Raw genomic sequence first — 23995 nt, forward strand, 5'->3', positions numbered from 1 at the left:
TTGCCCTTGCCCCTGACAGAAAGGGGGTTCCGGCATGGCAGAGGAAGCCGAAACCGCAGATGCAGAGGCCGCCGCGGCTGAGCCGCTGCTGAACCGCTCGCAGATTGCGCAGATCTTCGGTGTTTCAGAAAACACCATCGACAAGTGGCGCAAAAAGGGAATGCCGGTTGAGGGCGAGGGCGGCAACGGCGTTGCCTATGAGTTCCGGTTCTCAGACTGCAAGCGATGGTTTGAAGAAACCAAGGCGCGGGAACAGGCTGAGAAACAGGCCGCGGATGATTTTGTATCGCAACAGCGCATGGAATTTCTCAACGCGGGTCAACGGGATCAGGCGGCGGGGTTTTCTGCAGGTCAGCGGAAAGAAATGGCGCAGGCTGAGCTTGTTTGGATGCAAGCGGCCCGCGCCCGCGGCGCCCTGATCCATGTGGATGAGGTTGTTGAGCTTCTGGATCAGATCTTTGGCGAGTTCCGCGCGGGCCTGGATGGACAACCGGATTGGCTGGAACGTGAGTTCAGCCTGACCGGGGATCAAGTCGAGCGGGCGGTTGACTATAACGACGGGATCCTTCGCAGCGTCCAAGCCAAGATCAGGGCCGCGGCCCTGGGGGAGGATCAAACGCAAGTTGTCGATCCGCTGGATGGGAGGTTGTTGTGAATGGTGGTGATGCCTAACCGGCGGCCCGGCGAGATCCCTGATTTGCCGCCGCTGCCGCCCTATGCCGGTGTCTCTGTGCCGCTGGTGCGTGCGCTTCCAACCCTGACGCCTGCAGCCCGCATGGGTGTGATTGCAGCGGCAGAGAAACACATGAAGGTCAACGCAAACGGGCGTTGGGTGGATTTTGACCGGAACGTCACACCTTACATGAATGAGCCTGCAGATATGACGGCATCCCGCCGCTATCGCGAGGTGATCTTTGTGGGTCCAGCGCGGGCGGGCAAAACCGTCATGCTGCTTTCGACGGTCAGCCACATTGTGCTGTGCAATCCCTGTGTTTGCCGCATCGTGCATATGACCGAAAGTTCCGGCGAGGCATGGGTTGATGAGGAACTGAAACCTATGATCGAAAACAGCCCAGATCTTGCCGAACGGCAGGGCACCGGGCGGTCAGACCGGAATATTCTGAGCAAGAAATTCATCGGCGGGGCCAAGATCATAATCGGCGCGCCGACAAAGAACTTTCTTTCGGGGAACACAACGCAGGTTGTGCTTTTTACCGACATTGACCGGATGAAACTGAACATCGGCAATGAGGGTTCGCCCTTCGCGATGGGTGCCAAGCGGACGGAAACGCTCGGCTCCCGCGGCATGACTGTTGCGGAAGCCTCGCCCGGTTACATGGTCACTGAGGTGGATTGGAAGCCGTCAACCCCGCATGAGGCCCCGCCCTGTTCGGGGATCCTTGAGCTGTACAACGGCGGCACTCGGGCGCGCTGGTATTGGGATTGTCCTGAGTGCGGCGAGGCATTCGAGCCGCACACTGACAAGCTGCACTATGACAAGAGCCTATCACCGGCTGAGGCCGGTGAGGCCGCGGTGATGGTGTGCCCGCATAACGGCTGCTGGATCACTCATGATCAAAAGGTTGATCTGAACCGCAAAGGGTACTGGCTGCACGAAACCGCTGAGGGCGGGCTTGCCCGAATTGATAGCGGCGAGGTGCGCAAAAGCGAGCGGGTGAGCTATCACCTGAACGGCGCGGCAGCGGCCTTTGCATCCTGGGCACGGATCGTCTCGAAATACGAAACCGCCAAGCGGGCGGTTGATGCGGGCGGCGATGAGGAAACGCTAAAGGTTGTCGTGAATACGGATATGGGGCTTGCCTATGTCCCGCGGGCGCTCAGCACTGAGGGGGATCTGACCCTTGAGGCGCTGAAACGGATGTGCCGGCCATTTGCGCACAAGGTCGCGCCGGAATGGGCGCGGTTCCTGATCGCCTCGGCGGATGTGCAGGGCAATCGCTTTGTGGTGCAGATCACGGCCTTTGGCCTGGATGGCCGCAAGCTGATCATTGATCGCTTCGACCTGTTCAAGCCGCCATCGGATGCGCCGCTTGCAGAGGGCCGGGTGCTTGAGCCGCACAAGTACATTGAGGATTGGGATGTGCTGCTGCCGGTGCTTCGCACGCCTTACGCTGTTGACGGGCAGGATTTCGGCCTGATCCCGATGGCAATGGCTTGTGACTTCCACGGCAAGCCGGGTGTTTCAGACCGGGCAACGCAATTCTGGCAGGATCGCCGGGAGGAAGGCGAGGCGGATCGCTGGTTTTTCGTGCGGGGGCACGGTGGCTACAGAGTTTCGGGCCGGGTCTGGTATAAGGCGCCGGAGCGCAAGAGCGACGGCGGGCAGGCCCGCGATATCAAGCTTTTGAACATCGCAACCGACAAGCTGAAAGACACGGTTTTCTCTGCCCTGGATCGCGAGGACGGCGGCCCCGGTTCCCTGATGTTAGGCGACTGGATGCCGGAGGATCCGCTGAAAGAGTTCACGGCGGAGCGCTGGACCGAAAAGGGCTATGAGAAATTACAGCCCCGAAACGAAAGCATCGACCTCAGCAGCTACGCGCAGGCGTTGGCTGAACACAAAGGGCTGCTGCGCCTGGATCCTGAGGATCCGCATGATTGGGCGCAGGGCGGCCTGTCAAACACATTTGCGGCTCCGTTGGGCGACGGCGGTGAGCCTGAGCCGTTAGAGGGTCCGGTGCGACCCGAAATGAAGGTGCCCCGCAAAATCAGTTTCTTGGAGTGAGCTGCATGGCGAAATACAAACAACAGGACCTTGAGAATATCAAGGCCATAATTTCGGGCGGTTTGGATCAAGCCATGATCGCCGGGGAGATGGTTCGCTATCGCAACCTGACTGATCTGCGCCGGATCCAGTCCATGATTGAGGCGGATCTTGAACCGGTCCGCCCTGCGGTGCCGCTGGTTTATGCGTCCACTGACCGGGGGCTTTAAGGCATGATGCATTTCAGCGGCGCCTCTATGCTGGATAAGGCAATCCTTGCGGTTTCGCCGCAGCGCGGATTGTCCCGGATCCAAGCCAGGGCTGAGGCAAATATCCTTATGAACTATGACGCGGCGAGCAATGGCCGCCGCGTCAAGGGGTGGCGCGCTCCGGCAACGGATGCGGATGCAGCATCGCGCAGAGGGCGCGGTACAATGCGGCAGCGCTCGCGCGATATGATCCGCAACGCACCGTTTGCCAAGCGGGCGCAATCGGTTATCACAAACAACGTTGTTGGATCCGGCATCACGCCATCCATCACCGGCAGGAGCAAGAAACAGGCTGATCTTGCGGCTGCAAAGATCTTGCCGTTCCTGCAGTCAACCGATCTGGATAAGCACCGGGCCTTGAACCTCTCCTCCATGCAAACCGTTGTTATGAACAGCGTGTTTGAAAGCGGCGAGGTGCTGGCGATCCGGCATGTGCGCACGAATGACGGTCGGGCGCTGCCCCTGGCTGTTGAGCTGGTGGAAGTCGATCACCTGAACACGGTGATCTCTGATCACGACGGCAATGAAGTGCGGGATGGCATCGAATTTGACGCTGACGGCGTTGCGGTGGCCTATCACCTCTATGAGCAGCATCCCGGCTCAGCATCGCGCAAGATCTCGATTAAGACGCAACGGATCCCGGCGGAGCATGTTCTGCACATTCGGCGGATTGACCGGCCCGGCCAGATGCGCGGTGTACCCTGGCTGGCCCCGGTGATGGTGACACTTGGGGAAATGCGCGACTATCAGGAGGCGCAGATCCTCAAGCAGAAAATCTCCGCTTTGCTAGCGGGAGTGATCAAGCCGGTTGATGGCCAAAAGCTTCCAAAGAATGCGCCGGGGCTTGAAAAAATGTCTCCGGGCGCGCTGGTCTACGCCGATCAGGGGCAGGATGTGGTGTTTACCAATCCGCCCAAGGTTGACGATTTTGACGTGGTGATGCGGTTGGGGCTGTGCGCAATCGCAATGGGTATCGGCATCACGTATGAAAGCCTCAGCGGCGATCTGAGCCGGGTCAATTACTCATCCATGCGGGCCGGGCGGCTCGAAATGGATAAGAACATTGAAACATGGCAAGAGCAGATCATGATTGCGCAGTTCTGCGCGGGCATTGGCCGTTGGGCGCTGGATGCCTACCGGCTGACGCAGAGCAAGCGCCTTAGCCCGCTGGAAGTGTCTTGGACCGCTCAGCGCCGCGCGTTGATTGATCCGGTCAAGGAAATTCCGTCGATCCTCGCCAAGATCGCTGGCGGGCTTTCGAGCCTCAGCCGCGAGCAACGCGCAATGGGTCTGGATCCCGACATTATCGCGCAGGAGCGAAAAGATGATGCGGCCCGCCTGGATGGCCTCGCCGCAGGTATGGCCGATCAGGAACGGCAGTCAGTCGGGATGCGTGCGGTGATCGCGCTCATGCAGCTTATCGCCGGGGATGATCCGGCGGATTTCACTGGCTCATTGAAAGGGGAAAGCGAGTATGAGCGAACTGATTAAGGCCGGAGCAATCTGGCTGTTTGGAACAGTCGTCAAAGATGATTGGATCTGGCCGGGTGATACCGGCCTTTTTTCTGCGAAAATGGTGATTGATGCCCTCGGGCAGTTTTCGGGTGACGTGACTGTCATGGTCAACTGTGATGGCGGCTCGCCATCTGAGGGCGAGGCGATCCGGGCAGCGCTTGAGGCGCACCCTGGCAAGGTGACTGTTAAAGTCACAGGCAACGCCCATTCCGCCGCATCGCTGATGATCATGTCAGCGGATCGCACCGAAATGTCGGCGGGTTCGCTGATGCTGGTGCATGATCCGTCCGCACCGGCCTATGGCAATCCTGATCAGCTCCGCGCTGCAGCGGATGATCTGAGCGCTATGGCAGACGCTTACGCGGCTGTCTATGCGGCCCGCGCTGGCATCACGCCTGAGGCCGCCCGCGAGATCATGAAGGCGGAAACCATGTTCAACGCGAAAGAGGCGGTTGCGGCGGGGTTTGCCGATGCTGTCACGGCTTCGGATGCGGCGGCGGATGTGGATCCGGTGATGCAATACGACGCTGCCAAGCGTGCAGCGCGCGCGGCGTTCAACCGCGCCCAAGAGGCGCAGATGAAATTCGAGGCCCAAGAGGCGGGCCTTGGCGATGGCGCAAGCCAAGAAACCGGGCAGATGCCCAATGGAAATGAGGTTGTGAACATGGTGAAACCCAATACCCAAGCGCCCGGTGCGGTGGCTCCTGCAGCTCCGGCGGCTGGTGGTGCCCTGGTGGCGCCGCAGATGCAGGCCACTCCGGCCCCCGCCGCTCCGGCCCCGGCATCTGCCCCGGCTGCGCCCGTGGCCCCTGCCTCGGCGCCTGTGATGCAGGATCCGGCTCCGGTTGCCCCGGCCCCCGCTCCGCAGATGAGCGCCACGGATGCGGTTGCCGCAGAACGCGCCCGTCAGCAGGGCATCCGCGAGGCCGCTGCGCCCTTCATGGCGCACATCCAGCAGGCGGAGGTTGACCGCATGTGCCACGACGGCACCACGCTGGAACAGGCGAACGCGCGGATCCTGGCGGTCATGTCGGCCAATCAGCCCCGTGGTGTCCGTGTCGAGATCCGGCGCGATGAGGCGCAGACGCAGGTTGAGGGCATGATTGGTGCGCTGATGCACCGCGCCAACCCGCTGATGCACGCCCTGGAAGGCCCGGCGGAGCAATACCGCGGGATGCGCCTGCGCAATCTGGCGATGCACCTTGCGGGCGGCTCCGCTGGCTTCAATGAGATCGAGACAATCCGTGCGGGTCTGCGCAGCACTTCGATCATGTCGGGCGCCATGGGCGTCTCCGACTTTGCCTATATCACCACTGAGGTGATGAACCGCACCCTGCGCGCGGCCTATGAGCGCCGGGCCTCGACGTGGCGCCGGATCTCGCGCCAGCGCAGCGCGTCCGACTTCCGCGCCATGCATTCGATTACCGCGGGCGGTGATTTCCAGCTTAAGCCGGTGGGTGAAAACGGCGAATACCTGCAGTCCACCATCACCGATGAGGCATCGGGCCTGAAGGTGGCGAAATACGGGCGCCAGATCAACCTGACCTTTGAGGCCATCGTGAATGACGATATGGGCGTGTTCGAGCGTCTGCCGGGCGATTTCGCACGGGCAGCCGGCACACTGGAAAGCAAGATTGCCTGGGGCCTGATCCGCGACAACGCCAAAACTGGCGACGGCACGGCCCTGTTCCATGCCGATCACGGCAACCTTGGTGCAGCCGGTGCAATCAGCGTGGCCACAGTTGGCCAAGGCCGCAAGGCGATGTGGGAGCAGCGCCCGGCGGGGTCCAAAGACAAGGATGATTTCATCGCCGTTTCGCCGGATCTGCTGTTTGCGCCGCCTGCGCTGGAGACTGAGGCGCTGCAGTTTGTCGCTGCGGCCACCCCGGCCAAGGCCGCAGATGCAAACCCGTTTGGTTCCACCCTGACCCCGGCGGTTGAGCCGTCGCTTGGTGCGGCGGCTGGCGGCTCGGATAGCCGCTGGTATCTGTTCGCCTCTGATCTGCCTGTTCTGGAACACGCTTTCCTGGATGGCTATGAGGCCCCGACGGTCATGACCAAAGAGGGCATGAACCCGGATGGTGTGAGCATGACCGCCCGGCACATCTTCGGCGCCACGGCGGCAGAGTTCCGCGGGGCCTACCGCCGCGGCTAATTCCTGGCCTGACGGCTGATTTCGCAAAGGGGCGCCCGATTGAGGCGCCCCTTTGCGTTTCGCACTTTCAATCCTTCTGATGCAAAGGGGAAACCCCATGAAAAACTTTATCCAGTCGGGCGAGAATATCAGCCTCGTCGCTCCCGCGGATGTGCTTTCCGGTGCGGGTGTTCTGGTTGGCTCGCTGTTTGGCGTGGCAACTGCTGACGCGCTGACCGGCGAGACCGTGACCATCGTGCGCCGCGGCGTGTTCGAGCTGCCGAAACTGTCGGCGCAGGCGTGGACTGTCGGCGCCAAGGTATACTGGAACGACACGGCCAAGGAATGCACCACGGTTGCCAGCGGCAATACCCTGGTTGGCCTTGCCGTGCAGGTTGCGGCGGATCCGTCCGATACCGGCGTTGTCCTGCTGGATGGCGGCGCGGCCACCACCTGATGCAGGGGCCGTTTCGCGGTGTCGCTGGCGCGCTGGCGCGCGCTTTTGGCGGCACCGTCACCATCCACTACGGCACGCCGCAGGCTCGCGATGTAACCGCCATTTTCCGCAAGGTTCCGTTCCGTACACCGGCGGCGGATGGCGCTGAGATCGAAAGCCTTGTTCCAACCCTGCGCGCCTCGCGCGAAGTGATGGCGGATCTCGCTGGGGGGGATCTGATCGACCCGAAAGACGGGCAGATCTACAAATTCCTCTTTGAGCAAGAAAGCTCAAGCCCGGCCTCTGATGCGCTGATCACTGCGGAATTGGAGGAAATGCCGTGAGCGACACGCTGATTGCGAAAGAGCTGCGGCATCGCTTCAAGGCTGCGATCCTGGCGGGCGAGTTCACTGTTGATGAGGGTGGCGAGGCCATTGCTGTCAAGATCCTGGACACGCTGCCCGCGGGCTGGGTGATCAAGGATGAAAAGCTGCCCGCCCTCTATGTGTTCGCCACTGGCGAGGGGCTGGACCACAACCAAAGCATAAGCGAGGTGGAGCGCAGCCTTTCCCTTGCGGTGGCACTGATGGCACGCCCCGGCGGTGATCCGATGGATCAGCTGGATGATATGCAGCTTGCCGTTGAGCTAAAGGTGTTGGCCGCGGGAACGTTCGGCCTCGCCAAGTCCTGCCGCCTGCTGTCGGTGGAGATCGCGCGCAACAATGGCGCGCCGGTCGTCGGCACGCGGATCATGAATTATGAGATTGTCTTTGGCGCCACGCCGGATGATCCATCCCTTTAACCCCTGAAATTTCGGAGGATCTGATATGCCTGTGACTTCGGCACAGATCGGCATGGGCGCTACCTTTTCCATCGGCGATGGATTTGATGGCGGCTCGATTGGCTACGCCAAAGTGGGCGAGGTAACGGGGATCACCTCGCTTACGATCACCCGCGAAACCATCGACACGACCCACCTGGAAAGCCCGGATGATTTCCGGGAGTACATCGCGGGCCTGCTGGATACAGATCCGGCAACCATTGCATTCAACTATGTCCCGTCGGCTGCGGATCCGCTCTATGCCGCGATGATTGCGGGCAAGGGTGATTTCCGCATCACCTATCCCAATGGCGTCAAGATGGATTTTTCCGGCATTCCTCAGTCCTGGAAGCCCGGCGACCCTTCGCCAACCACGATGGCCGGGGAGTTCACCGTGAAGGCTTCCGGCAAGCCGACGCTGAGCGCGTAACTGAAGGGCGGCCCGGTGCCGCCCTTCGCATTTCAAATACAGAAAAGAGGCGCTCTGATGGCGAACAAGGTGCGCGGCGAGATCTCCGCGAAATTCGACGGCAAGGGTATCAAGCTTGTCCTTTCAACCAATTCGATCTGCGAGCTGGAAGAAAAAGTGGGCTGTGGCATTCAGGACTTCCTTGATCGTTTCCGGGACACGGGCAAGATCCAGATGAAGGATACCCGCCTGATGTTCTGGGCGCTGATGCTTGAGGATCGCGAGGATGCCACGATCAAAGACGCAGGGCGCCTGATCGACCAATTGAAGGGCAAGGAGCACAGCATCATGAGCGATGCGGTTCTTGCGGCTTTCCCTGACGCTGAGGGCGAGCCGGGAAAGTAGACGGCGGGGCGGCGGTTTGGGACTGGCTTGAGCTGCACCGGGTCTATGTCTCCTATGGCCTGGACCCGGATAGCTTCTGGCACATCACTCCGCGGGAAATGGTTGCCCGGATAGAAGGTGCAAACCGCCGCATGTCTGCTGAGCAGGATGGCCGGGCGTGGCTTGCCTGGACCACTGCCGCGCTGACGCGGCAGCAGAAGTTGCCGGAGCTTTCAAGCCTTCTCTCGCGGAGTGAGCCGCAAGCCCCGCAAACCCCTGCAGAGCAGGAAATCTCACTAGACATGTTGTTCCTCGCCTGGGGCGGGGATCCGGTGGAACTGGCGCAGATGCGCGAGCGGAAAGGGGCTGATTGATGGCAAGCCAAAATATCGGTGATCTCAAGATTCGGATCGGCGGGGATACCAAGGATCTCGCCCGTGGTATTGGTCGGGCGAAGGCCATGATCCAAGGCTTTGCTCGTGTCTCCAAGGTGGCCGCGGGTGTGGCTGCGGCGTCCTTTGCTGCGGCTTCCGCCGGGCTGACGGCCATGACCAAGGGCGGCCTATCCTATGTGGATGCGCAGGCCAAAATGGCGCGTTCCGTGGATGGCACCATTGACGGGCTGCGCGCCCTGCAGATCGCGGGCGGATATGCCGGCGCGTCTGTGGAGCAGGTCAACGGCGCGGTGCAGCAGATGGGCAAGCGTCTGGCAGAGGCTGCCCGCGAGGGCAAAGGCCCGGCAGCGGATGCCCTGAAACTGCTGGGCCTGAATGCGCAAGCGCTGATGGATATGGATGTTGATCAGCGGGTTGGCGTGATCGCTGACCGGATCAATGATATGGGCATGAGCGCGCAAGATGCCTCCGGTATCATGCGTGAGCTTGGTGTTCGCAGCAATGAGATGGCGCTTGTGATGCTGCAAGGATCCGGCGCCATCAGGTCGGCGCGCGATGAGGTGCAGAAGTTCGGGATAAGCCTGAGCGCCGATGCAGCCGCGGGTGTCGAAAGCGCAAATGATGCGCTGTCAAAAATCTCGTTTGTGATGGAGGGGATGCGCAATCAGCTTGCAGTAGGGCTTGCTCCGCTGCTTGAGCGGCTGGCGGTAGATTTCCAGAATGCCAGCGTTGCAGGCGGGCCGCTGCAAACGGCGGTAACGGCGCTGGTGGGCGCGTTTTCCGATCTCGCAACGGCAATCCTGGACCCGGCCTTTGTTGAGGCTGCAGCGCTGTTCGGTTCGACCATTGCCCGCGGCGTTGCCCTTGCGGCTGAGGCCGCTGTTGTGCTGGCTGAAAACGCAGAGCTGGCCGGGCTGGCAATGGTAGCGCTTGGCGGCGCAATGGCCTTCTTTTCGGGGCCAATCGGCCTTGCCATCGCGGCGGTTGCGGGTGGGGTGTTCCTGCTATCAACCCGGCTGGGTGAGGCTGAGACGGCTGCGTATGACGCTGCTGAGGCAGAGCGGCAATTGTCGGTTGCTCTGGATGGCCTTGACACGTCGAGTGAAGGGGCAGTGGATGCAGCTATTGCATTGACCGGTAAGCACATTGAGCAGGCCGATGCAGCATTGCGAGCTGCTGAGGCAGAATATGCTCTCGCTCGTGCGCAGGCAGAAAGCGCCCTTGCTACTGCTCAAATGAAGGAGGGGGCGCATTTTACTCAGTTGGTTGGGCTTCCTGAGGAAATCGAAAACGCCAAGCAGGATCTGGCCGATCTTGACCAATACTACCAAGAGAAGGTTGATAGCCTTGCGGCCCATAAGACGCGATTGGGAAAGTCACTGCAGGGGATCTACCAGCGGCAGTATCCTGGCCGCGGTGAGCGTGGGTCTGTTGACGGTGAAGGCGCGTCCGATGATGGCGGCAGTGGTGATCCCCTTGGCGCCAATAAGGCCCGCGAAGCGCTGGAGAGGCTGGTTGGGGTGATCGACCCTGCTGCAGCCAAGGCCCAGCGTTTGGCGGAGGGCATGGCTGTTCTGAATGCCGCCTTGAAAGAGGGGGTGATTGATCAGGACGAATACAACAACCGCGTTGATCAGCTCAATCAATCCCTGGCCGAAACCCCTGACAAAACGGGTTCGGCGGCCTCGGGTCTGTCCAAGCTTAAGGATAAGCTTGGTGAAAGCGGCGATGCTGCGACCACTATGGCAGATGATCTAAATTCTGCCATTGGATCTCTGATCGACCGCATCGGCAGCGGAACGGATGTGCTGCGCGAGTTCGCGGTTGAGCTGTTCAAGATCTTTGCGGTGCGCGGGATTTCCAAGATCCTCGGTGGTGATGATTGGCTGAGCACTCCGCTCATTGGCAAAAACGCCCTTGGAACCGACAACTGGCGCGGCGGCCTGTCCTGGGTAGGTGAGCGCGGGCCGGAGCTGGTCAATCTGCCGATGGGTGCGCAGGTCATTCCGAATAACCGGCTGGAAAGCGTGTTTGGCAGTGGTGGCGGCGGTTTCACCTACGCGCCCCAAATTGACGCCCGCGGCGCCTCGCTATCGGCGGTTCAGGAGCTGGAAACGCGGATGGCGCAGGACGCGGTTCAATTTGACGCCAAGGTGCAGCAGGCAATTCAGCGTGCCAAGATTGGGAGAAAGCTCAAGTGATTGTGTTCCCTCGCACTGACATTTTCGACCTTTGCAAGATCAGGACCGCAAAATTCTGGCCTCTCCTGCGGCAGGAATTGAGCCGCACGGCGGGCGCGGGTTCGCAGGCCAAAGATCTCGGTTCGCCCCTGTGGGCGGCCAGCTACACCACGGCGCCTGCGCGTCTTCGCGACGCGCAGGCGATAGAGGCGGCCCTGATCTCGCTGAATGGATCGGTTGGGTCTTTCCTGGCCTATGATACCCGCCGCCCGTTTCCGGCGGCACATGCGGATGGCAATTTTGCAGATACGGCGCAAATCGCTGCGCTGGATGCGGAAAACGCCTTTCATCTGACGCTTGGCGGTCTTCCGCAAGGGTTCACCTTGAGCGCTGGCGACTATCTCGGGTTCTCCTTTGGCCCCAAGCCTAGCCGGGCGCTGCACATCGTGACAATCGGCGGGGTGGCCGGTGCCAATGGTGAGATCCCATTGACTGTTTCCCCCTGGGTTCGCCCTGGGACTTTGGTGGGGGCCGCCGTCACACTGAAGCGGGCGCCCTGTGAAATGTCCCTGGATGGCGCTCCGCCGGAGCCTTCGCCTGAGGGCATGGTTGCCAGCACTAACAGCTTTTCGGCTGTGCAGATCTTCTGACGAAATAGAAAATTCGGGGTGTTAGATGGCTCGGGAAATTCCTGCGGCTACTCAGGCATTGCTTGAGGGCAGTACTCTTGTTTTGCGCGATTTCATGCGGATCACGGCGCGGCGCCGGGATGATGGCACGCCTGTTTCGGAATGCTTTTGGTCTGATCTGGGTGATGTGAATGTCCCGGTGATCGACCCGAAAACCCGCCTGCCGGTTTCGTATGACTTCAAGGGTGTGGGTTCGCTGATCGCAATGGACCCTATTCCGATGGTGTCCAATCTGACGGTGCAGCGCATATCTGTTCAGTTCTCCCAGTTGGAAGGTCGGATAAACGAATTGCTGCGCACCTATAACCTGGCGCAAGCGGGCGTTGAGATCTGGCGCGGCGAATTTGACCCGGCGACGATGCGGATGCTGGAACCGGCTGAGGTGCGTTTTGTCGGTTACGTAGATGATGCGCCTGTGAATACACCCCCAGAGGGTGAGGCCGGTGAGATCACTATTGGATGTGTATCGACGGGGCAGGAGCTAACGCGCTCAAACCCGGATGTGCGTTCGCACGAAAGCCAGCAGCTCCGCGCGCCCGGTGACGACTTTTTCAAGGACGTGTCGAGCGTTGATAAGATCGTTATCTTTTGGGGCGGCCCGCGGCGGATCAAGGCGGTGGGGATTGAGGAGTGAGCGCGGCAGGTTCCATCCGGCCCGCCCGCTGGAATGAGCGTTTCGCGGTTCTGAAGCTGGCGCGGGATTTTCATGCGGCATCGGGCATCCCGTTTCCGTTCGATCCTGCGCACGCGTCTCAGACCGCTCAGAGCTTTATTGAGGATCCTGACAAGCTGTGCCTTGTCCTTGAGGTTTCCGGCGCTTTGCGGGGCGTTTTGGCGGCGTCCTGGGCTGTTTCTCCGCTGGCCCCTGTGCGGTTGGCGCAGGAAGTGATTTTTTGGCTGGATCCGCAGCACCGCGGATCCGCAGCCCGCAAGATGCTGTCTGCCTATGAAGAATGGGCGCGCGGCCAACAATGCGATGCCGCCGGGCTGGCGGCGCTGAATGATCCGCGGGTTTCGCGGTTCTTTGGTGCCGCGGGTTTCAAGCCGGTGGAAAACAAGTTTCTCAAAATTCTGGGGTAAGATATGGCGGTTTTTACGGCTATCGCTGTCGCCGTTAAGGCGGTGGCTGCATGGACCATTACCGTTGGTGGTGTGTCCATTGCTGTTGGCAGTTTTCTGCTGAAAGCGGCGGTCAGTTTTGGAACCTCTGCACTTACAAAGGCCCTTGCCGGTGAGGATAGTGGCCCCGATAACTTCCCAATTCAAGGGAGCCTCAGGGCGGGCGGACAAGTGCCTCGCGCCTTCATGTTTGGCCCTGGCGGGACTTCTGGGTCTCTTACTTGGCATAGCGAGTGGGGCAATCATGGGGGAACCCCGAATTTCTACTATACGCAGGTTATCGCGTTGTCCGATGTCCCCGTTTCCGGGTTGCGGCGTTGGTTTGTAAACGGACGGCCTGTTACGCTTGAGGACACGGGGAATGACGCTGGTCTGGCCGCCGTCGAGTACCGGGTGAATGGGAGTGATCACGCCTTTATCCGGTTCTATGATGGCACGCAGACTGAGGCTTGCCCGTTTCTAACAGATTGGGTTTCGGAGCGGGCGCCGCGCCACTATTCGCGCAGCCGGATCGGGGTTGGGGTTGCCTATGCTGTGGTGACTTTCGCCCTGAATAATGAGCTGTTTTCCGGATTGCCATCCAGTTTTTTTGAGCTGGATGGCATCAAACTCTATGACGTGTCCAAGGATAGCACCGCCGGCGGCTCTGGTTCGCATCGCTGGGATGATCAATCGACCTGGGGCGGCGATGGCGACGCGTTGCCCGCCGTGCAAGCCTACAATCTGGCGCGCGGGGTCTATTTTAGGCGCACGTTCTTGAGTGGTGCCTTGGAGGAAAGCGGCACAGTTGAGCTGGAAGCCAGCGCGACAAAGCTTTCGTTTGAGATCGTCGGTGGCGGCGGCGGCGGCGGCAGTAGTGCATCTGCGGGCGGAGCCACCACGGTCACCCTCAAGGATGGCGCAACCGTGGTGCAGGTCTGGACCGTGCAAGGGGGCAGTGCCGGTTATGGTGCCTCTGGCGGAGTTTATCCTCAGGCTGCCGGTGGTGTATCTCCGCTTTCGCCGAGTGGCGACGGCGGGGCAGGTTACCCCCGCAAGACCACAAGGAACTCGGGCGGTGAAGAAGTCATCAGCACGGGCGCTTGGGGCGGCGGCGCTGGGGAATACCTCGCCGTCCAAAACTATGACATTTCCGGGCTTTCAGATCCGAAAGTTGAGGTGACTGTCGGCGCTGGCGGGGCCGGGAATGGCGGCAAAGGCCGTGATGGCGGGATCTCCTACCAGGCTGATATTGCGCCATCCGCGGTTCAATCGCAGTGGGTGTACGGGATGCAGGGTGTTTTTCCTGCCAGCCTTCCTGCGGCGCATTGGATCGGCCAGATCGGGAAGTGCCGCAGCCAGATTGAAAGCGGCGCCGGTATGGAACCGGCCTACCGCTGCGCGGGTGAGATCCCGGTAAGCAGCGAGTTGGGGGCTGCCTTTGAGGCAATTCTTACCTCTTGTGCAGGCCGCATGAGCGAAATGGGGGGGGGCTACAAGATCTATGTTGGTGCCCCGGATGATCCTGTTGCTCATATTGAGGATGGGGATATTTCGAGCCTTGCGCCGCAAAGCTTTACCCCGTTTCTCGGGCTGGCTGAAACGGTCAACGGCATCACGGCATCTTACCCGGTGCCCGATGAAATGTTTGCGTTGCGCTCTACTCCGCCGCTCTACAGCGCGAAATATGAGGCAGAGGACGGCGGGCGGCGGCTCCTGGCGAATGTGCAGCTTTCCCTTGTGCCCTTCCCGGCCCAAGCTCAACGGCTCGTAAAGGGCGAGCTGGATGCTGCCCGCCGTGCCCGGCGGTTTTCCTTCACGCTGATGCCGCGCTTTCGTCTGTTGGAGCCGGGCGACACACTGACCTTTACCAGTGTTCGCAACGGCTTTGTTAACAAGCTGTTCCGTGTGGATGGGATTATTGATCTGCCGAATGGGGATCTGATCGTTGACATTACGGAAGTCGATCCGGCGGATCATGGCAGTTGGGAGCCTTCGACCGATTACAGGGATGTAACCCCGGCCCCGGTTTTCCCGGTCACGCCGGTTCCGCAAACTGTGGTTGGCTTTGATCCCATCGCGGCAAACGTAACTGATGGCGGCGGTGTGTCATGTCGCCCTGGCCTATTGATGCAGTGGGATGGGACGATTGAGGACGTTGCGGGCATCAAGTTTCAGGTGCGTGTTGCTGAAACCGGGGTTGTCGTTTCTCGTTCGCAGACCCGTGATTTTGATGAGGGTAGCCTGCTGGTTTCAGAGGGTATCCTTGCGGATCAAGAGTATCAGGCGCGGGCTAAGTACATCCCCGGATCAGCACGCCGCGCCATCTGGACAGGCTGGGAAACGGTTGCTGCAGATGATGTGCGGATTTCCCCGGGTGATCTGTCCGATCAGACTTGGGGCAACATCTCAAATGATGCTGCCGTCATTGCGGGGGCTTTGGATGATGGCCTTGCTGCCTCGCGCATAGATCCAATTGATGCGGAATTGCAGCGGGTGAACCGGGATCTGCGGCTTCGCGAGATTGAACAACGGTCTGTGGCGGAAGCCCTCGGCGTGATCAATGGGCAGGTGCTTTGGGCGATTAGCCGCGTGGCCGATGTTGATGGCCGTCTTGCCGATGCTGGAATTGTTCAAGATCCTGAAACTGGCGCGGTTCGGATCTTTGGTCTTGAGGCGGAAGCGGAGCGGGTAAGTGAGGTGGAAATCCGCCTTTCCGCTGCGGAGGCCAATATCAGCCTTTCGGCGACGCAAGCCTGGGTCAATCAGCAGATCTCGAACGCTGTTCTTGATCCAAGCCAAATCCCGATGCTGGATGATTTGCAGGTGCAAGTTAATCAGGTGCAGCTTGATCTTGACGCCAATAGCGCGGCGATTTCGGCCAAGGCGGATCAGTCCGTTGTCAGCGGTCTGGATGTGCGCCTGACGTCGGCAGAGGTGGCGATTGATGCGGCGACCGGCCAAATTGCATTGAAGGTGGATCAATCCGAATTCGATGCGGTGGAAACCCGCCTGCAAAGCGCGGAAGTCCAGATCAACACGTTCGACGGCCCCAGTATCACGCAAAGCGTGGTTGACACGCGCCACTTGCAGAACGCGCAGGATCTGGCTGATGTGGCCACCCTGGCGCAGCTCTTGCAGGTGTATGAGGGGCGTGAGGCGATCCGTACGGATATCGCCTATGCAACGCAGGACCTACATGCGCGTGTGGATGAAGAGAGCGCCGCGCGGGCGTCCATCGTTGCCACCCTGGGGGCGGCGATTGATGGCAATCTTGGCCTCATCCGCGAGGAAACCAAGGTGCGCGCGTCCGAGAATGCGGCGCGGGCCGCGGAGATCAAGACGCTTGAGGCGGAAACCGCTGGGAATTCCGGGGCGATCACTGAGATCAACCGGGTGGCGGCTGACAGTGCCTCAAGCGTTGCGCGGGCGGTGCATCAGGTTCAGTTGGATGTGTCGGCGGTTGAGGGTGGCACGGCGGCCAATGCTTCGGCTCTTGGCGCGCTGACCACGCGGGTCAGCGCGGCGGAAGGTGATATCGTTTCTGTGTCTCAGGATCTGGTGTCGCTTGAGGCGCGCGTTGATAGTGCAGAGGGGGATATCTCCGGCCTTTCGACGGCGCAGGCCCAACTTACCTCGCAGGTCACTGCGGCAGAGGGCGAAATTACCAGCCAGGGACAGGATCTGGTCTCACTGGACAGCCGCCTGACCAATGCGGAGGGAAATATCTCCGGTCAGGCAACTGCAGTTCAGCAGTTGGATACCCGTGTCACCAGTGCTGAGGGCACCATCAGCAGTCAGGCATCCGCGATCACCTCATTGCAAACGGACGTTGGCGGCAACAGCGCGAGCATTTCGCAGGCGCTGACCGCCATTGACGGGATCGAGGCGGAATACACGCTGCGGATCGACAACAATGGGCATGTGGCCGGTATGGTTCTGCGCTCGGATCTCGATAACAACGGCGTGCCTGCCTCTGAGGTGGCTTTTCAGGCGGACAAGTTTGCGATTGTCTCTGCGGATGGTGCGCAAAAGCGCAGCCCCTTTGTGGTCTACACAGAGGATACCGTTGTTGGTGGCGTAACGGTGCCTGCGGGCGTCTACATGCGCAAGGCCGCGATCCGCAACGGATCAGTCGGCAACGCCGAAATCGCTGGCAGCCTGAAATCTGACAACTACGCGGAGGATGCCAACGGGATCCCCACGGAAGGCATCAAGATTGATTTCAGGAACGATCAGATCAAGGCGGCGGGACTTGTGCTGTCCCGCCCGATGGTTCTGGCGCAAGGCAGCTTCACTGCCTCGGGCACGGCCAGCAACGGTTCCCGCTGGTCCTTTGTGAACACGGGGATCCGGGTTGGGAAAAATGATGTGTGGCAGGCGCAGACGGTCGCGCTTGTGGCTGCCGCCGCAATTACCTCCGGCGGCACGGCCCCCGGAGGGTTTGATCCAGACAACACGTTCTGGACCCTCAATTCCAGCATCCAGCCCGGCGCGCGGTGGTTCGGGTTTCCTGGCAGCCAGCCTGCCGCGGTCTGGCGGCGGGATCCTGCGGTTCTCGTTGATCCCTACTGGGCTAGCGGGACCGATCAGCGCCTGTTCTTGGCGATAGATCTGGAAGCTGTGGGCGGCGTGTATTTCGACAATCCGAAAATCGAATGGACGGTTTTCCAAGTAACGTAAAGGAGCCTGTTTTATGGCATGGGTGAAATCGGGCACGGTGGCGGTTACCAATGGATCGCCGGTTGTGACGGGCACCGGAACCGGCTGGTTCGGTAGCTTGCAGAATGGCTGGGCCTTCGTCGGCCCGGATGGGCGGACCTATGAGATCCTGACGGTGGACAACGCCACCGCGATCACCTTGGCCACCAACTACCAAGGTTCCACAGCATCGGGGCAGGTCTACGCGGCCATGCCAACAAGTTCGCTGGCTGCGGATCTGACTGCTGCTCTGCAATCGCTGATCGTGGGGTTCCAAGCTGCGAAGGATCTGCTCGATGGCGGGTATTTCGCGAATGCACTGGCCGCCTTCAACACCGACCGCGATACCGGCGTCGAACTGGTCGGCACGAATGAAATCGGCCTCAAGGCCGGTGATGTACTGCAGCTGATCCTCAAGGGCGGGGTGGCAACCGGGGCAGCGGTGCAGTCGGATGGGGCGGATGCCACGGATGGCAAGCTGTTGAAGGCAAATGCTTACGGCTGGGGCGGCAAAGCCCTTACGGTGCCGAATGATAACCTGGATGACATCACCGTTGCGGGGAATTACTTCCTGACTACGGCGGTGCTGGCTGCTTCCACTCTGCCTGCCGGTCACGGTTTCAGCTCCGGGTCCTGCCTGATCCACTTTCAGTTTAATGCCGATAACTCAGCTCAATTCCTGATCGCGCACGGCACCGGGTATGCCTTTACGCGGATCAAGGATGGCGGGGTGTGGCAGCCGTGGGCGTTGCTGTATTCCAACACCAGCCTTCTCGGTACTGTCTCTCAATCCGGCGGTACCCCGACTGGCGCGGTGATCGAGCGCGGCAACAATGCGAGTGGCGAGTACGTGCGGTTTGCGGATGGCACGCAGGTGTGCTGGTCAAACGGCTTCACAGCCGACAGCACCGCTGCGACGGGCAATGTTTTCGCGTGGGCAAATTACCAAACGTGGAACTTCCCGGCCGCATTTATAGTCTCACCATTGGTATCGGTAGGCGGGCGGTCCAACGCCCTTAGCTGCTGGGGCTCAGCTGGGGGCATCAGCGCCTCGAAAGCTGACATTGGCTGCATGACGACAATTTCGCAAACCGCCCGCACAGTCTCCGCAGTGGCGGTTGGCCGCTGGTTCTAAAGGAGATTTCCTATGCAAATAAACTGGACCCCCGTGCGCCGGGATGAGGCGCTGACCGTCACCAAGCAGGGTGACGCTCTAACCATCAACGGCGAGGTTTTCGATTTTGCCCCGTTGACCGACGGCGCGACCCTGCCGCGCGATGCCGTGGCCTGCGACTGGTTGGCCTCAGATGTTGAGCGCGTGAGTGGCGAACTTCACCTAACGCTGTTGTTGCCACATGGCGCCGATGCACCGGAGGTTACCCGGTTCCCGCAGCCGGTGGCTATGGCCGGTGACGGGCCGGTGCCCGTGCCGCCGCATAGCGCCCCCGAACAGGAGTAAAAGGCATGAGCAATATCAACTTTTCGCAGGCCGTGACCGCAGAGGCTAAAACCGCGGCTGCCCGCGCAGCCCTCTACACCACCTTGGCCGATATCCGCTGGCAGCACGAGACTGGTGGCATCACCCTGGCAGACGGGACCGTGATGAGTACCGATGACCGCAGCACCGCAAAGCTGACCGCCAGGGTAACGAGCTTGCAGAATGGCATGGTCACGGCCCCCATCAACTTCAAGTTCCCGGATGGCTGGCGGGCGGTCAGCCAAGCGGAGATCGAGGCAGTGGCCGGTGCCGTCGCGCAGCATGTGCAGTCATGCTTCGACGCGGAATTGACCGTTTCCGAACAGATCGCGGCGCTGGATGACGTTGAGGTACCGGCGTTCGATGTGCGGGCGGCTTTTGACGAGGCGCTGTCAGCCTGAATTGAAGATCTGTCGCCGCGCGGAATGACTGCGGCGGCTTCAATGTGATGCGGCCCGCCAACTGGCGGGCCTTTTCTTTGGGGAAGTGAAAACATGAAGCTTTTGGAAAACTGGAAATCCGTCCTGTTCGGGGCGTGGTCTGTCTATGCCCTGGTGATCTCGACCCTGCTTTCTGCAGCGGCGGTGTTTGTCGGCATGGTGGATGCGCGGTTGCTCGGTCTTGATCCTGTGGTGTTCGCCGCCCTGGCCTCGGTGGCGTCTGCTGTGGGTGTTGTGGCCCGTATCGTCCAGCAGGTCACGATTGGCGAGGTTCTGCGCAAGTTCCGTGGTGATGTGTCGGGTGCTGTGCGGCGCGGTGTATTGGCGGCGATGGCGGCGGGCGCGGTTGCCAGTGCAGCGGCCTTTGTGGCCCCCTGGGAGGGGGAGCGTACAACCACATACATTGATGCGGTTGGTGTGCCTACGGTCTGCTATGGCCACACCTCGGGCGTGAAGCTGGGTGATACCTACACCCCGGCGGAATGCAAGGAGATGTTGCGCGCGGAGCTGCAAGAGTTTGCCGCCAAGCTGGGCCGCTGTCTCACTGCTCCGTTGCCTGAGAGGGCGGCTGTTGCCTTCTTGAGCTGGTCTTACAATGTCGGCCCCGGGGCGGCCTGCCGCTCAACTCTGGTGCGCAAAGCCAATGCCGGGGATCTGCGCGGCGCCTGCGATGAGCTGCTGCGGTGGGACAAGGGCCGCATCAACGGCAAACTGCAACGGATCCGCGGCCTGACCAACCGGCGCGAGGCCGAACACCGCCTTTGCCTGCAGTCTCTTGAGCCGCGCCGTTCGTGGTTTCAGGTGTTCCGGTGATCCGGGCGGCATTGGCCGCCTTCAGCGCCCACCCTGCGATCAGAGCGGCGCTATTGGTGGCGGCGGGCGCTCTGATCCTTTCCGCCCTCCTGTGGGGCGCTGTGGAGCGCCTGCGGGCCGATGCGGCGGCTGACGCGCGCCGTGATCTGGATGTGCAGCAAGCTCAAGAGGTGAAAAATGCAATCAAAAGGGCTGCGCCTGGGCCTCGCCCTGCTGGCGCTGAGTTTCTTGACTGCCTGCGCCGGGGAGGGCCGGGCTGTCTTTGACGCCTCGGCGGTTCCTGAGCCGCCGCAATACACGGCGAAATTCAAGCGCGATCTGGCGGCTGAGATCGAGGCCGCACCGCGCAATGATCTGATCATTCAAGCGCTCGTTGATGCCTCGCAGCATTATGACCGCATCCGGCGCTTGAAGGGGAAAAAGGGGAAACCCCAACATGAGTAGTAAACGCAAGACCGGGGCCAAGGATCCGGCGCGGGCGCAACGTATCAAAGACGCGCTAGAGGCGGCACTGAGGGATGGTTTCGACCCGTTCCGTGATCCGCGCGGCGGAAAGGGGTCCTCTGTCGTTGAGGCTGCCCGCAGGCTTACAGAGCGAGGCTATAAGACAAGCGAACGGATGGTGCGTTCTTTCCTGCAGGTTCAGGCTGCGGCTGAGGCCCGCGGCGATGAGCATTTCCTGCCGGATTGGGATTTGTTCGCCAAGCCTGGGGCGCCTGCGGCGGCGTTCCGCAAGGGTGAGGTGCGCCGATGGCTTCTGACCTCGGCGCAGGATGATACGGATGTTCATCTGCGCTTTTGGTCCAACCTGCAGGCATACGCCCGCCACATTGGCGCAGAGGTGGTGGTTGGCGGCTTCACCTACAATCACGCGCTGTTTTCCGATCACCAGACCCGCAACGCGCAGTTTGCGCGCGAGGTTGAGCTGTTTATCCGGTTTGATGCGTATGACTGCGGACCGGTGCTGTTCTGCGCGGAAATGAACACGCTGCCAACTGCGGTGCGCCCGCTGAGCGGTCTGACCACATACGCGCAGGGCCGCACGGCGGTTTTCCCGCACGCCAAGCTTGCCTTTGAAAGCGTTCCGGCCATGCCCGGAAAGTTTGTGCCATCGGTCATGACCACAGGCGCCTGCACGGTGCCGAATTACGTAAAGAAAAAGGCTGGCCTCAAGGCTGAGTTCCACCATGTCCTGGGCGCCACGCTGGTTGAGGCTGATGATCGCGGGAACGCGTGGTGCCGCCAGATCAGTGCCACCTCTGACGGCGCGTTTCAGGATCTTGACGTGATCGTGCGGAGCGGGCGGATTAGCACCGGCAACCGCGTCAAGGCTGTGACTTTCGGGGATATTCACATCCCCAGCCTTGAGGGTGATGTGTTTCAAGCGCTTTGGGGGCGGCATGGCGCAAGCCTGATCGACGCCCTGCGCCCGGAATATCAGTTCATCCATGATCTAATGTCGTTTGAAATGGCGTCGCGCCATGTGGACGGCGATCCGATCCATCGCGCCCGGATGCAGGCCGCCGGCCTTTCTGGCATTCGCTGGCAAGTGCGCGAGGGCGCCCGGTTCCTGCGCCAGATTGAGCGTGAAACCTGCCGCACGGTCATGATCGAAAGCAACCATGATGATCGGCTGATGCAGTGGGCGCGCAAGGATGTTGACCGGATGGACACGGGCAACGCCGAATACTGGCATGAGTGCAATCTTGAGCTTCTACGGGCGATCCGCGAGGAACGGGAGGGCTTCAACCTCTGCCGCTGGGCGCTCAAGAACGAGGATCCCCGCCAGCTTGAGGGGTTCGACTTTGTGCCAATGGGCGGATCTTTCGTGATCTGTCAGGACAGCGGCGGCATCGAATGCGGGATGCACGGCCATCAGGGGCCAAATGGATCGCGCGGCACTGCAGTGGGTCTTGCAAAGATGGGCACGCGGCTCACGATTGCCGACAAGCACAGTCCGCAAATCCTTGATGGCGTCTATATCGCTGGCATGACAGGGGATTTGGATCAGGGTTACAACAACGGCCCGTCGAGCTGGCAGCGCGCTCATGTGATCACTTACGCCAATGGCAAGCGCACGCTGGTCAATCAGGCGCCGGATGCGAGGTGGCAGGCCGATGGCTAAGCGTCCTTGCCCTCAGTTTGGTCATGCGGGCCAATCCCGCCGCGGATCCGCGCTTGAGGCCGCCTTGAATGTGCTGATCGGCTGTGTGGTGTCGGCGGCTGGCAGCGCGGTGTTTCTGCCGTTGGTCGGCTTGCCTGCGCCTTCGGCGGGCCAGCATATCGCTTTGGCGTTTCTGTTCACACTTCTTTCGCTGGCGCGGTCCTACGGCCTGCGCCGCCTGTTCAATCGCTTGGGGCTATAATCATGCAATGCAAACGATGCGAGGGCGCTGGCGCCCTCGATTGGCTGGGCCACAATGAGTGTGCGGCCTGCAGGGGTTCGGGCGTTTCGCCGTTTGAGATGGATTTGTGCGGGGCGGCCCGGCTGCTGCTCATCGGCCATGGCCGCCACGGCAAGGATACCGTTGGTGAGCTGCTTTCCGAAAGTTATGGGATGCGCTCAGTGTCCAGCTCGGAGTTTGCCGCCCGGAAGGCGGTTTTCCCGTTGATGCGTGATGTTTACCCGGATTGGCGCGCTTGTTTCGAGGATCGTGCAAATCACCGTGAGCTGTGGTTTCATGCAATTGCGGCTTACAATCTCCGCCCTGGCCCGATGCTGGCGGAGCAGATCCTTGAGCATCACGATATTTACACCGGAATGCGGCGCCGTGATGAATTTGAGCGCTCGCGGCATCTCTTCGACCTGGTGATTTGGGTTGATGCGTCGAATCGCCTGCCGCCTGAGCCGCCTGGATCTATGCAATTGACCGCCGCGGATGCTGATTGGATCATTGATAACAACGGCTCTGAGGCGGCGCTTTCGGGCGAGGCGGCGAGGCTCGCCAGCGTGATAGAGAATCGGCTGATCTTGGCTGAGGCTTGCGGGCGCCACTTCTAGTCCCGCGAACCGTTTTTTTCTGGTGGAACACCATGCGAACACACTTCCCGGATTTTTCCCGGAAAAAGTGGGAAGAGAACGGGGATAAACATTAAAGGTATGCAGTGAACCTTAAAAGGTTCGACCTGTTCGCGGATGCGGCACTGCAAGAAAGATGTTTGTTTTCAGTTGGTTACTTGGGGAAATCTGGTGCTGCTGGAGAGAATTGAACTCTCGACCTCTCCCTTACCAAGGGAGTGCTCTACCTCTGAGCTACAGCAGCGCCGGTGAGGGGGCTTTTAGGCATAAACGCGGAGGGGTGCAAGAGCATTCTGGACGGTTTTTTTGCACTCAGTTACAGAAGGTCCATGTCAGAGAAGAAAACCCCAAAAAGCGGCAGTTCTTCCGCCTCCCGCGAAGACCGGCTGAAGGCCGCGCTGAAGGCAAACATGGCGCGGCGCAAGGCCCAGGCCAAGGCGCGCGCGGTGAAACAGGACCAACAAAACAAGAAGAGCGGAGAGTAAAGGCAG

25 protein-coding genes and 1 tRNA gene are annotated in these 23995 nt (G+C 60.7%); 24 read left to right on the plus strand and 2 right to left on the minus strand.

Annotated features, from left to right (window positions below; genetic code table 11):
- Window positions 1–34: 34 nt before the first annotated feature.
- From ACOHX0_RS16955 to ACOHX0_RS17050, 20 genes are all read left to right on the plus strand, one after another.
- Window positions 35–655 (plus strand): terminase small subunit, encoded by a 621-nt coding sequence (locus tag ACOHX0_RS16955; RefSeq protein WP_420678331.1) that lies wholly within the window; start codon window positions 35–37, stop codon window positions 653–655.
- Window positions 656–2746: a phage terminase large subunit family protein gene (locus ACOHX0_RS16960; protein ID WP_420678332.1), complete on the plus strand. Its 2091-nt coding sequence runs from the start codon at window positions 656–658 to the stop codon at window positions 2744–2746.
- A 5-nt stretch (window positions 2747–2751) separates the two neighbouring features.
- On the plus strand, window positions 2752–2955 hold the full coding sequence (locus ACOHX0_RS16965) for a hypothetical protein (protein ID WP_420678333.1): 204 nt from the start codon (window positions 2752–2754) through the stop codon (window positions 2953–2955).
- Window positions 2956–2958: 3 nt separating this feature from the next.
- On the plus strand, window positions 2959–4485 hold the full coding sequence (locus ACOHX0_RS16970) for a phage portal protein (RefSeq protein WP_420678334.1): 1527 nt from the start codon (window positions 2959–2961) through the stop codon (window positions 4483–4485).
- Window positions 4469–6664 (plus strand): head maturation protease, ClpP-related, encoded by a 2196-nt coding sequence (locus tag ACOHX0_RS16975; RefSeq protein ID WP_420678335.1) that lies wholly within the window; start codon window positions 4469–4471, stop codon window positions 6662–6664. The genes ACOHX0_RS16970 and ACOHX0_RS16975 overlap by 17 nt, the downstream gene beginning before the upstream one ends.
- Window positions 6665–6761: 97 nt before the next feature.
- A complete protein-coding gene (locus ACOHX0_RS16980) occupies window positions 6762–7100 on the plus strand; it encodes a DUF2190 family protein (protein ID WP_420678336.1) in 339 nt (112 codons plus the stop codon).
- Window positions 7100–7423: a head-tail joining protein gene (locus ACOHX0_RS16985; RefSeq protein ID WP_420678337.1), complete on the plus strand. Its 324-nt coding sequence runs from the start codon at window positions 7100–7102 to the stop codon at window positions 7421–7423. The genes ACOHX0_RS16980 and ACOHX0_RS16985 overlap by 1 nt, the downstream gene beginning before the upstream one ends.
- Window positions 7420–7881 carry a hypothetical protein gene (locus ACOHX0_RS16990; protein WP_420678338.1) on the plus strand — a complete coding sequence of 154 codons (462 nt, stop codon included), beginning with the start codon at window positions 7420–7422 and terminating at the stop codon, window positions 7879–7881. The genes ACOHX0_RS16985 and ACOHX0_RS16990 overlap by 4 nt, the downstream gene beginning before the upstream one ends.
- A 25-nt stretch (window positions 7882–7906) precedes the next feature.
- Window positions 7907–8329, plus strand: a complete 423-nt coding sequence (locus tag ACOHX0_RS16995) for a phage tail tube protein (RefSeq protein ID WP_420678339.1) — start codon at window positions 7907–7909, stop codon at window positions 8327–8329.
- A 57-nt stretch (window positions 8330–8386) separates the two neighbouring features.
- Window positions 8387–8713, plus strand: coding sequence for a GTA-gp10 family protein (locus tag ACOHX0_RS17000; RefSeq protein WP_420678340.1), 327 nt, complete (start codon window positions 8387–8389; stop codon window positions 8711–8713).
- A 131-nt stretch (window positions 8714–8844) separates the two neighbouring features.
- Window positions 8845–9066, plus strand: coding sequence for a hypothetical protein (locus ACOHX0_RS17005; protein ID WP_420678341.1), 222 nt, complete (start codon window positions 8845–8847; stop codon window positions 9064–9066).
- Window positions 9066–11288 carry a phage tail tape measure protein gene (locus ACOHX0_RS17010; RefSeq protein ID WP_420678342.1) on the plus strand — a complete coding sequence of 741 codons (2223 nt, stop codon included), beginning with the start codon at window positions 9066–9068 and terminating at the stop codon, window positions 11286–11288. The genes ACOHX0_RS17005 and ACOHX0_RS17010 overlap by 1 nt, the downstream gene beginning before the upstream one ends.
- Window positions 11285–11917: a hypothetical protein gene (locus ACOHX0_RS17015; protein WP_420678343.1), complete on the plus strand. Its 633-nt coding sequence runs from the start codon at window positions 11285–11287 to the stop codon at window positions 11915–11917. Before ACOHX0_RS17010 ends, ACOHX0_RS17015 begins: the two co-directional genes overlap by 4 nt.
- Before the next feature lie 25 nt (window positions 11918–11942).
- Window positions 11943–12590 carry a hypothetical protein gene (locus tag ACOHX0_RS17020; RefSeq protein WP_420678344.1) on the plus strand — a complete coding sequence of 216 codons (648 nt, stop codon included), beginning with the start codon at window positions 11943–11945 and terminating at the stop codon, window positions 12588–12590.
- Window positions 12587–13036, plus strand: coding sequence for a GNAT family N-acetyltransferase (locus ACOHX0_RS17025; RefSeq protein ID WP_420678345.1), 450 nt, complete (start codon window positions 12587–12589; stop codon window positions 13034–13036). Before ACOHX0_RS17020 ends, ACOHX0_RS17025 begins: the two co-directional genes overlap by 4 nt.
- Before the next feature lie 3 nt (window positions 13037–13039).
- Window positions 13040–17737, plus strand: coding sequence for a phage tail tip fiber protein (locus tag ACOHX0_RS17030; protein ID WP_420678346.1), 4698 nt, complete (start codon window positions 13040–13042; stop codon window positions 17735–17737).
- Between the two features lie 13 nt (window positions 17738–17750).
- Window positions 17751–18890 (plus strand): pyocin knob domain-containing protein, encoded by a 1140-nt coding sequence (locus ACOHX0_RS17035; protein ID WP_420678347.1) that lies wholly within the window; start codon window positions 17751–17753, stop codon window positions 18888–18890.
- A 12-nt stretch (window positions 18891–18902) separates the two neighbouring features.
- The gene (locus tag ACOHX0_RS17040) at window positions 18903–19214 is read left to right on the plus strand and encodes a hypothetical protein (protein ID WP_420678348.1); all 312 of its coding nucleotides are present in this window, start codon (window positions 18903–18905) and stop codon (window positions 19212–19214) included.
- 5 nt (window positions 19215–19219) lie between these two features.
- Window positions 19220–19633 (plus strand): DUF4376 domain-containing protein, encoded by a 414-nt coding sequence (locus ACOHX0_RS17045; protein WP_420678349.1) that lies wholly within the window; start codon window positions 19220–19222, stop codon window positions 19631–19633.
- A gap of 93 nt (window positions 19634–19726) precedes the next feature.
- Entirely contained in the window at window positions 19727–20485 is a 759-nt protein-coding gene (locus ACOHX0_RS17050; RefSeq protein ID WP_420678350.1) for a lysozyme, read from the plus strand.
- A gap of 183 nt (window positions 20486–20668) precedes the next feature.
- On the opposite strand, the gene ACOHX0_RS17055 is transcribed toward ACOHX0_RS17050, so the two are convergent.
- Window positions 20669–20875 (minus strand): hypothetical protein, encoded by a 207-nt coding sequence (locus tag ACOHX0_RS17055; protein ID WP_420678351.1) that lies wholly within the window; start codon window positions 20873–20875, stop codon window positions 20669–20671.
- 46 nt (window positions 20876–20921) lie between these two features.
- Between ACOHX0_RS17055 and ACOHX0_RS17060 the strand changes: the two genes are divergently transcribed.
- Genes ACOHX0_RS17060 through ACOHX0_RS17070 form a run of 3 tightly spaced genes read left to right on the plus strand, consistent with a single transcriptional unit; the run spans window position 20922 to window position 23486 of the window.
- Entirely contained in the window at window positions 20922–22610 is a 1689-nt protein-coding gene (locus ACOHX0_RS17060; protein ID WP_420678352.1) for a hypothetical protein, read from the plus strand.
- Entirely contained in the window at window positions 22603–22851 is a 249-nt protein-coding gene (locus tag ACOHX0_RS17065) for a DUF7220 family protein (RefSeq protein WP_420678353.1), read from the plus strand. Before ACOHX0_RS17060 ends, ACOHX0_RS17065 begins: the two co-directional genes overlap by 8 nt.
- Window positions 22852–22853: 2 nt before the next feature.
- Complete coding sequence (locus ACOHX0_RS17070; RefSeq protein WP_420678354.1) at window positions 22854–23486, plus strand: hypothetical protein; 633 nt, start codon at window positions 22854–22856, stop codon at window positions 23484–23486.
- 187 nt (window positions 23487–23673) lie between these two features.
- Here ACOHX0_RS17070 and ACOHX0_RS17075 read toward each other — a convergent pair.
- Window positions 23674–23748 (minus strand) — tRNA-Thr (locus tag ACOHX0_RS17075).
- 85 nt (window positions 23749–23833) lie between these two features.
- Between ACOHX0_RS17075 and ACOHX0_RS17080 the strand changes: the two genes are divergently transcribed.
- The gene (locus tag ACOHX0_RS17080) at window positions 23834–23989 is read left to right on the plus strand and encodes a hypothetical protein (RefSeq protein ID WP_420678355.1); all 156 of its coding nucleotides are present in this window, start codon (window positions 23834–23836) and stop codon (window positions 23987–23989) included.
- Window positions 23990–23995 lie beyond the last annotated feature (6 nt).

This window comes from Cribrihabitans pelagius (assembly GCF_048820915.1).
GTDB lineage: Bacteria > Pseudomonadota > Alphaproteobacteria > Rhodobacterales > Rhodobacteraceae > Cribrihabitans_A > Cribrihabitans_A pelagius.

Excerpts from the sequence above, each read along its gene's own strand:
- ACOHX0_RS17030 (WP_420678346.1), top strand. The coding sequence starts at position 13,040 with ATGGCGGTTTTTACGGCTATCGCTGTCGCCGTTAAGGCGGTGGCTGCA.
- ACOHX0_RS17065 (WP_420678353.1), top strand. The coding sequence starts at position 22,603 with ATGGCTAAGCGTCCTTGCCCTCAGTTTGGTCATGCGGGCCAATCCCGC.
- ACOHX0_RS17060 (WP_420678352.1), top strand. The coding sequence starts at position 20,922 with ATGAGTAGTAAACGCAAGACCGGGGCCAAGGATCCGGCGCGGGCGCAA.
- ACOHX0_RS17040 (WP_420678348.1), top strand. The coding sequence starts at position 18,903 with ATGCAAATAAACTGGACCCCCGTGCGCCGGGATGAGGCGCTGACCGTC.
- ACOHX0_RS16960 (WP_420678332.1), top strand. The coding sequence starts at position 656 with ATGGTGGTGATGCCTAACCGGCGGCCCGGCGAGATCCCTGATTTGCCG.
- ACOHX0_RS17020 (WP_420678344.1), top strand. The coding sequence starts at position 11,943 with ATGGCTCGGGAAATTCCTGCGGCTACTCAGGCATTGCTTGAGGGCAGT.
- ACOHX0_RS17005 (WP_420678341.1), top strand. The coding sequence starts at position 8,845 with ATGTCTGCTGAGCAGGATGGCCGGGCGTGGCTTGCCTGGACCACTGCC.
- ACOHX0_RS16955 (WP_420678331.1), top strand. The coding sequence starts at position 35 with ATGGCAGAGGAAGCCGAAACCGCAGATGCAGAGGCCGCCGCGGCTGAG.
- ACOHX0_RS17010 (WP_420678342.1), top strand. The coding sequence starts at position 9,066 with ATGGCAAGCCAAAATATCGGTGATCTCAAGATTCGGATCGGCGGGGAT.
- ACOHX0_RS17080 (WP_420678355.1), top strand. The coding sequence starts at position 23,834 with ATGTCAGAGAAGAAAACCCCAAAAAGCGGCAGTTCTTCCGCCTCCCGC.
- ACOHX0_RS16980 (WP_420678336.1), top strand. The coding sequence starts at position 6,762 with ATGAAAAACTTTATCCAGTCGGGCGAGAATATCAGCCTCGTCGCTCCC.
- ACOHX0_RS16970 (WP_420678334.1), top strand. The coding sequence starts at position 2,959 with ATGATGCATTTCAGCGGCGCCTCTATGCTGGATAAGGCAATCCTTGCG.
- ACOHX0_RS17050 (WP_420678350.1), top strand. The coding sequence starts at position 19,727 with ATGAAGCTTTTGGAAAACTGGAAATCCGTCCTGTTCGGGGCGTGGTCT.
- ACOHX0_RS17070 (WP_420678354.1), top strand. The coding sequence starts at position 22,854 with ATGCAATGCAAACGATGCGAGGGCGCTGGCGCCCTCGATTGGCTGGGC.
- ACOHX0_RS16965 (WP_420678333.1), top strand. The coding sequence starts at position 2,752 with ATGGCGAAATACAAACAACAGGACCTTGAGAATATCAAGGCCATAATT.
- ACOHX0_RS17000 (WP_420678340.1), top strand. The coding sequence starts at position 8,387 with ATGGCGAACAAGGTGCGCGGCGAGATCTCCGCGAAATTCGACGGCAAG.
- ACOHX0_RS17055 (WP_420678351.1), bottom strand. The coding sequence starts at position 20,875 with ATGCTGCGAGGCATCAACGAGCGCTTGAATGATCAGATCATTGCGCGG.
- ACOHX0_RS16975 (WP_420678335.1), top strand. The coding sequence starts at position 4,469 with ATGAGCGAACTGATTAAGGCCGGAGCAATCTGGCTGTTTGGAACAGTC.
- ACOHX0_RS17045 (WP_420678349.1), top strand. The coding sequence starts at position 19,220 with ATGAGCAATATCAACTTTTCGCAGGCCGTGACCGCAGAGGCTAAAACC.
- ACOHX0_RS16985 (WP_420678337.1), top strand. The coding sequence starts at position 7,100 with ATGCAGGGGCCGTTTCGCGGTGTCGCTGGCGCGCTGGCGCGCGCTTTT.
- ACOHX0_RS16995 (WP_420678339.1), top strand. The coding sequence starts at position 7,907 with ATGCCTGTGACTTCGGCACAGATCGGCATGGGCGCTACCTTTTCCATC.
- ACOHX0_RS17035 (WP_420678347.1), top strand. The coding sequence starts at position 17,751 with ATGGCATGGGTGAAATCGGGCACGGTGGCGGTTACCAATGGATCGCCG.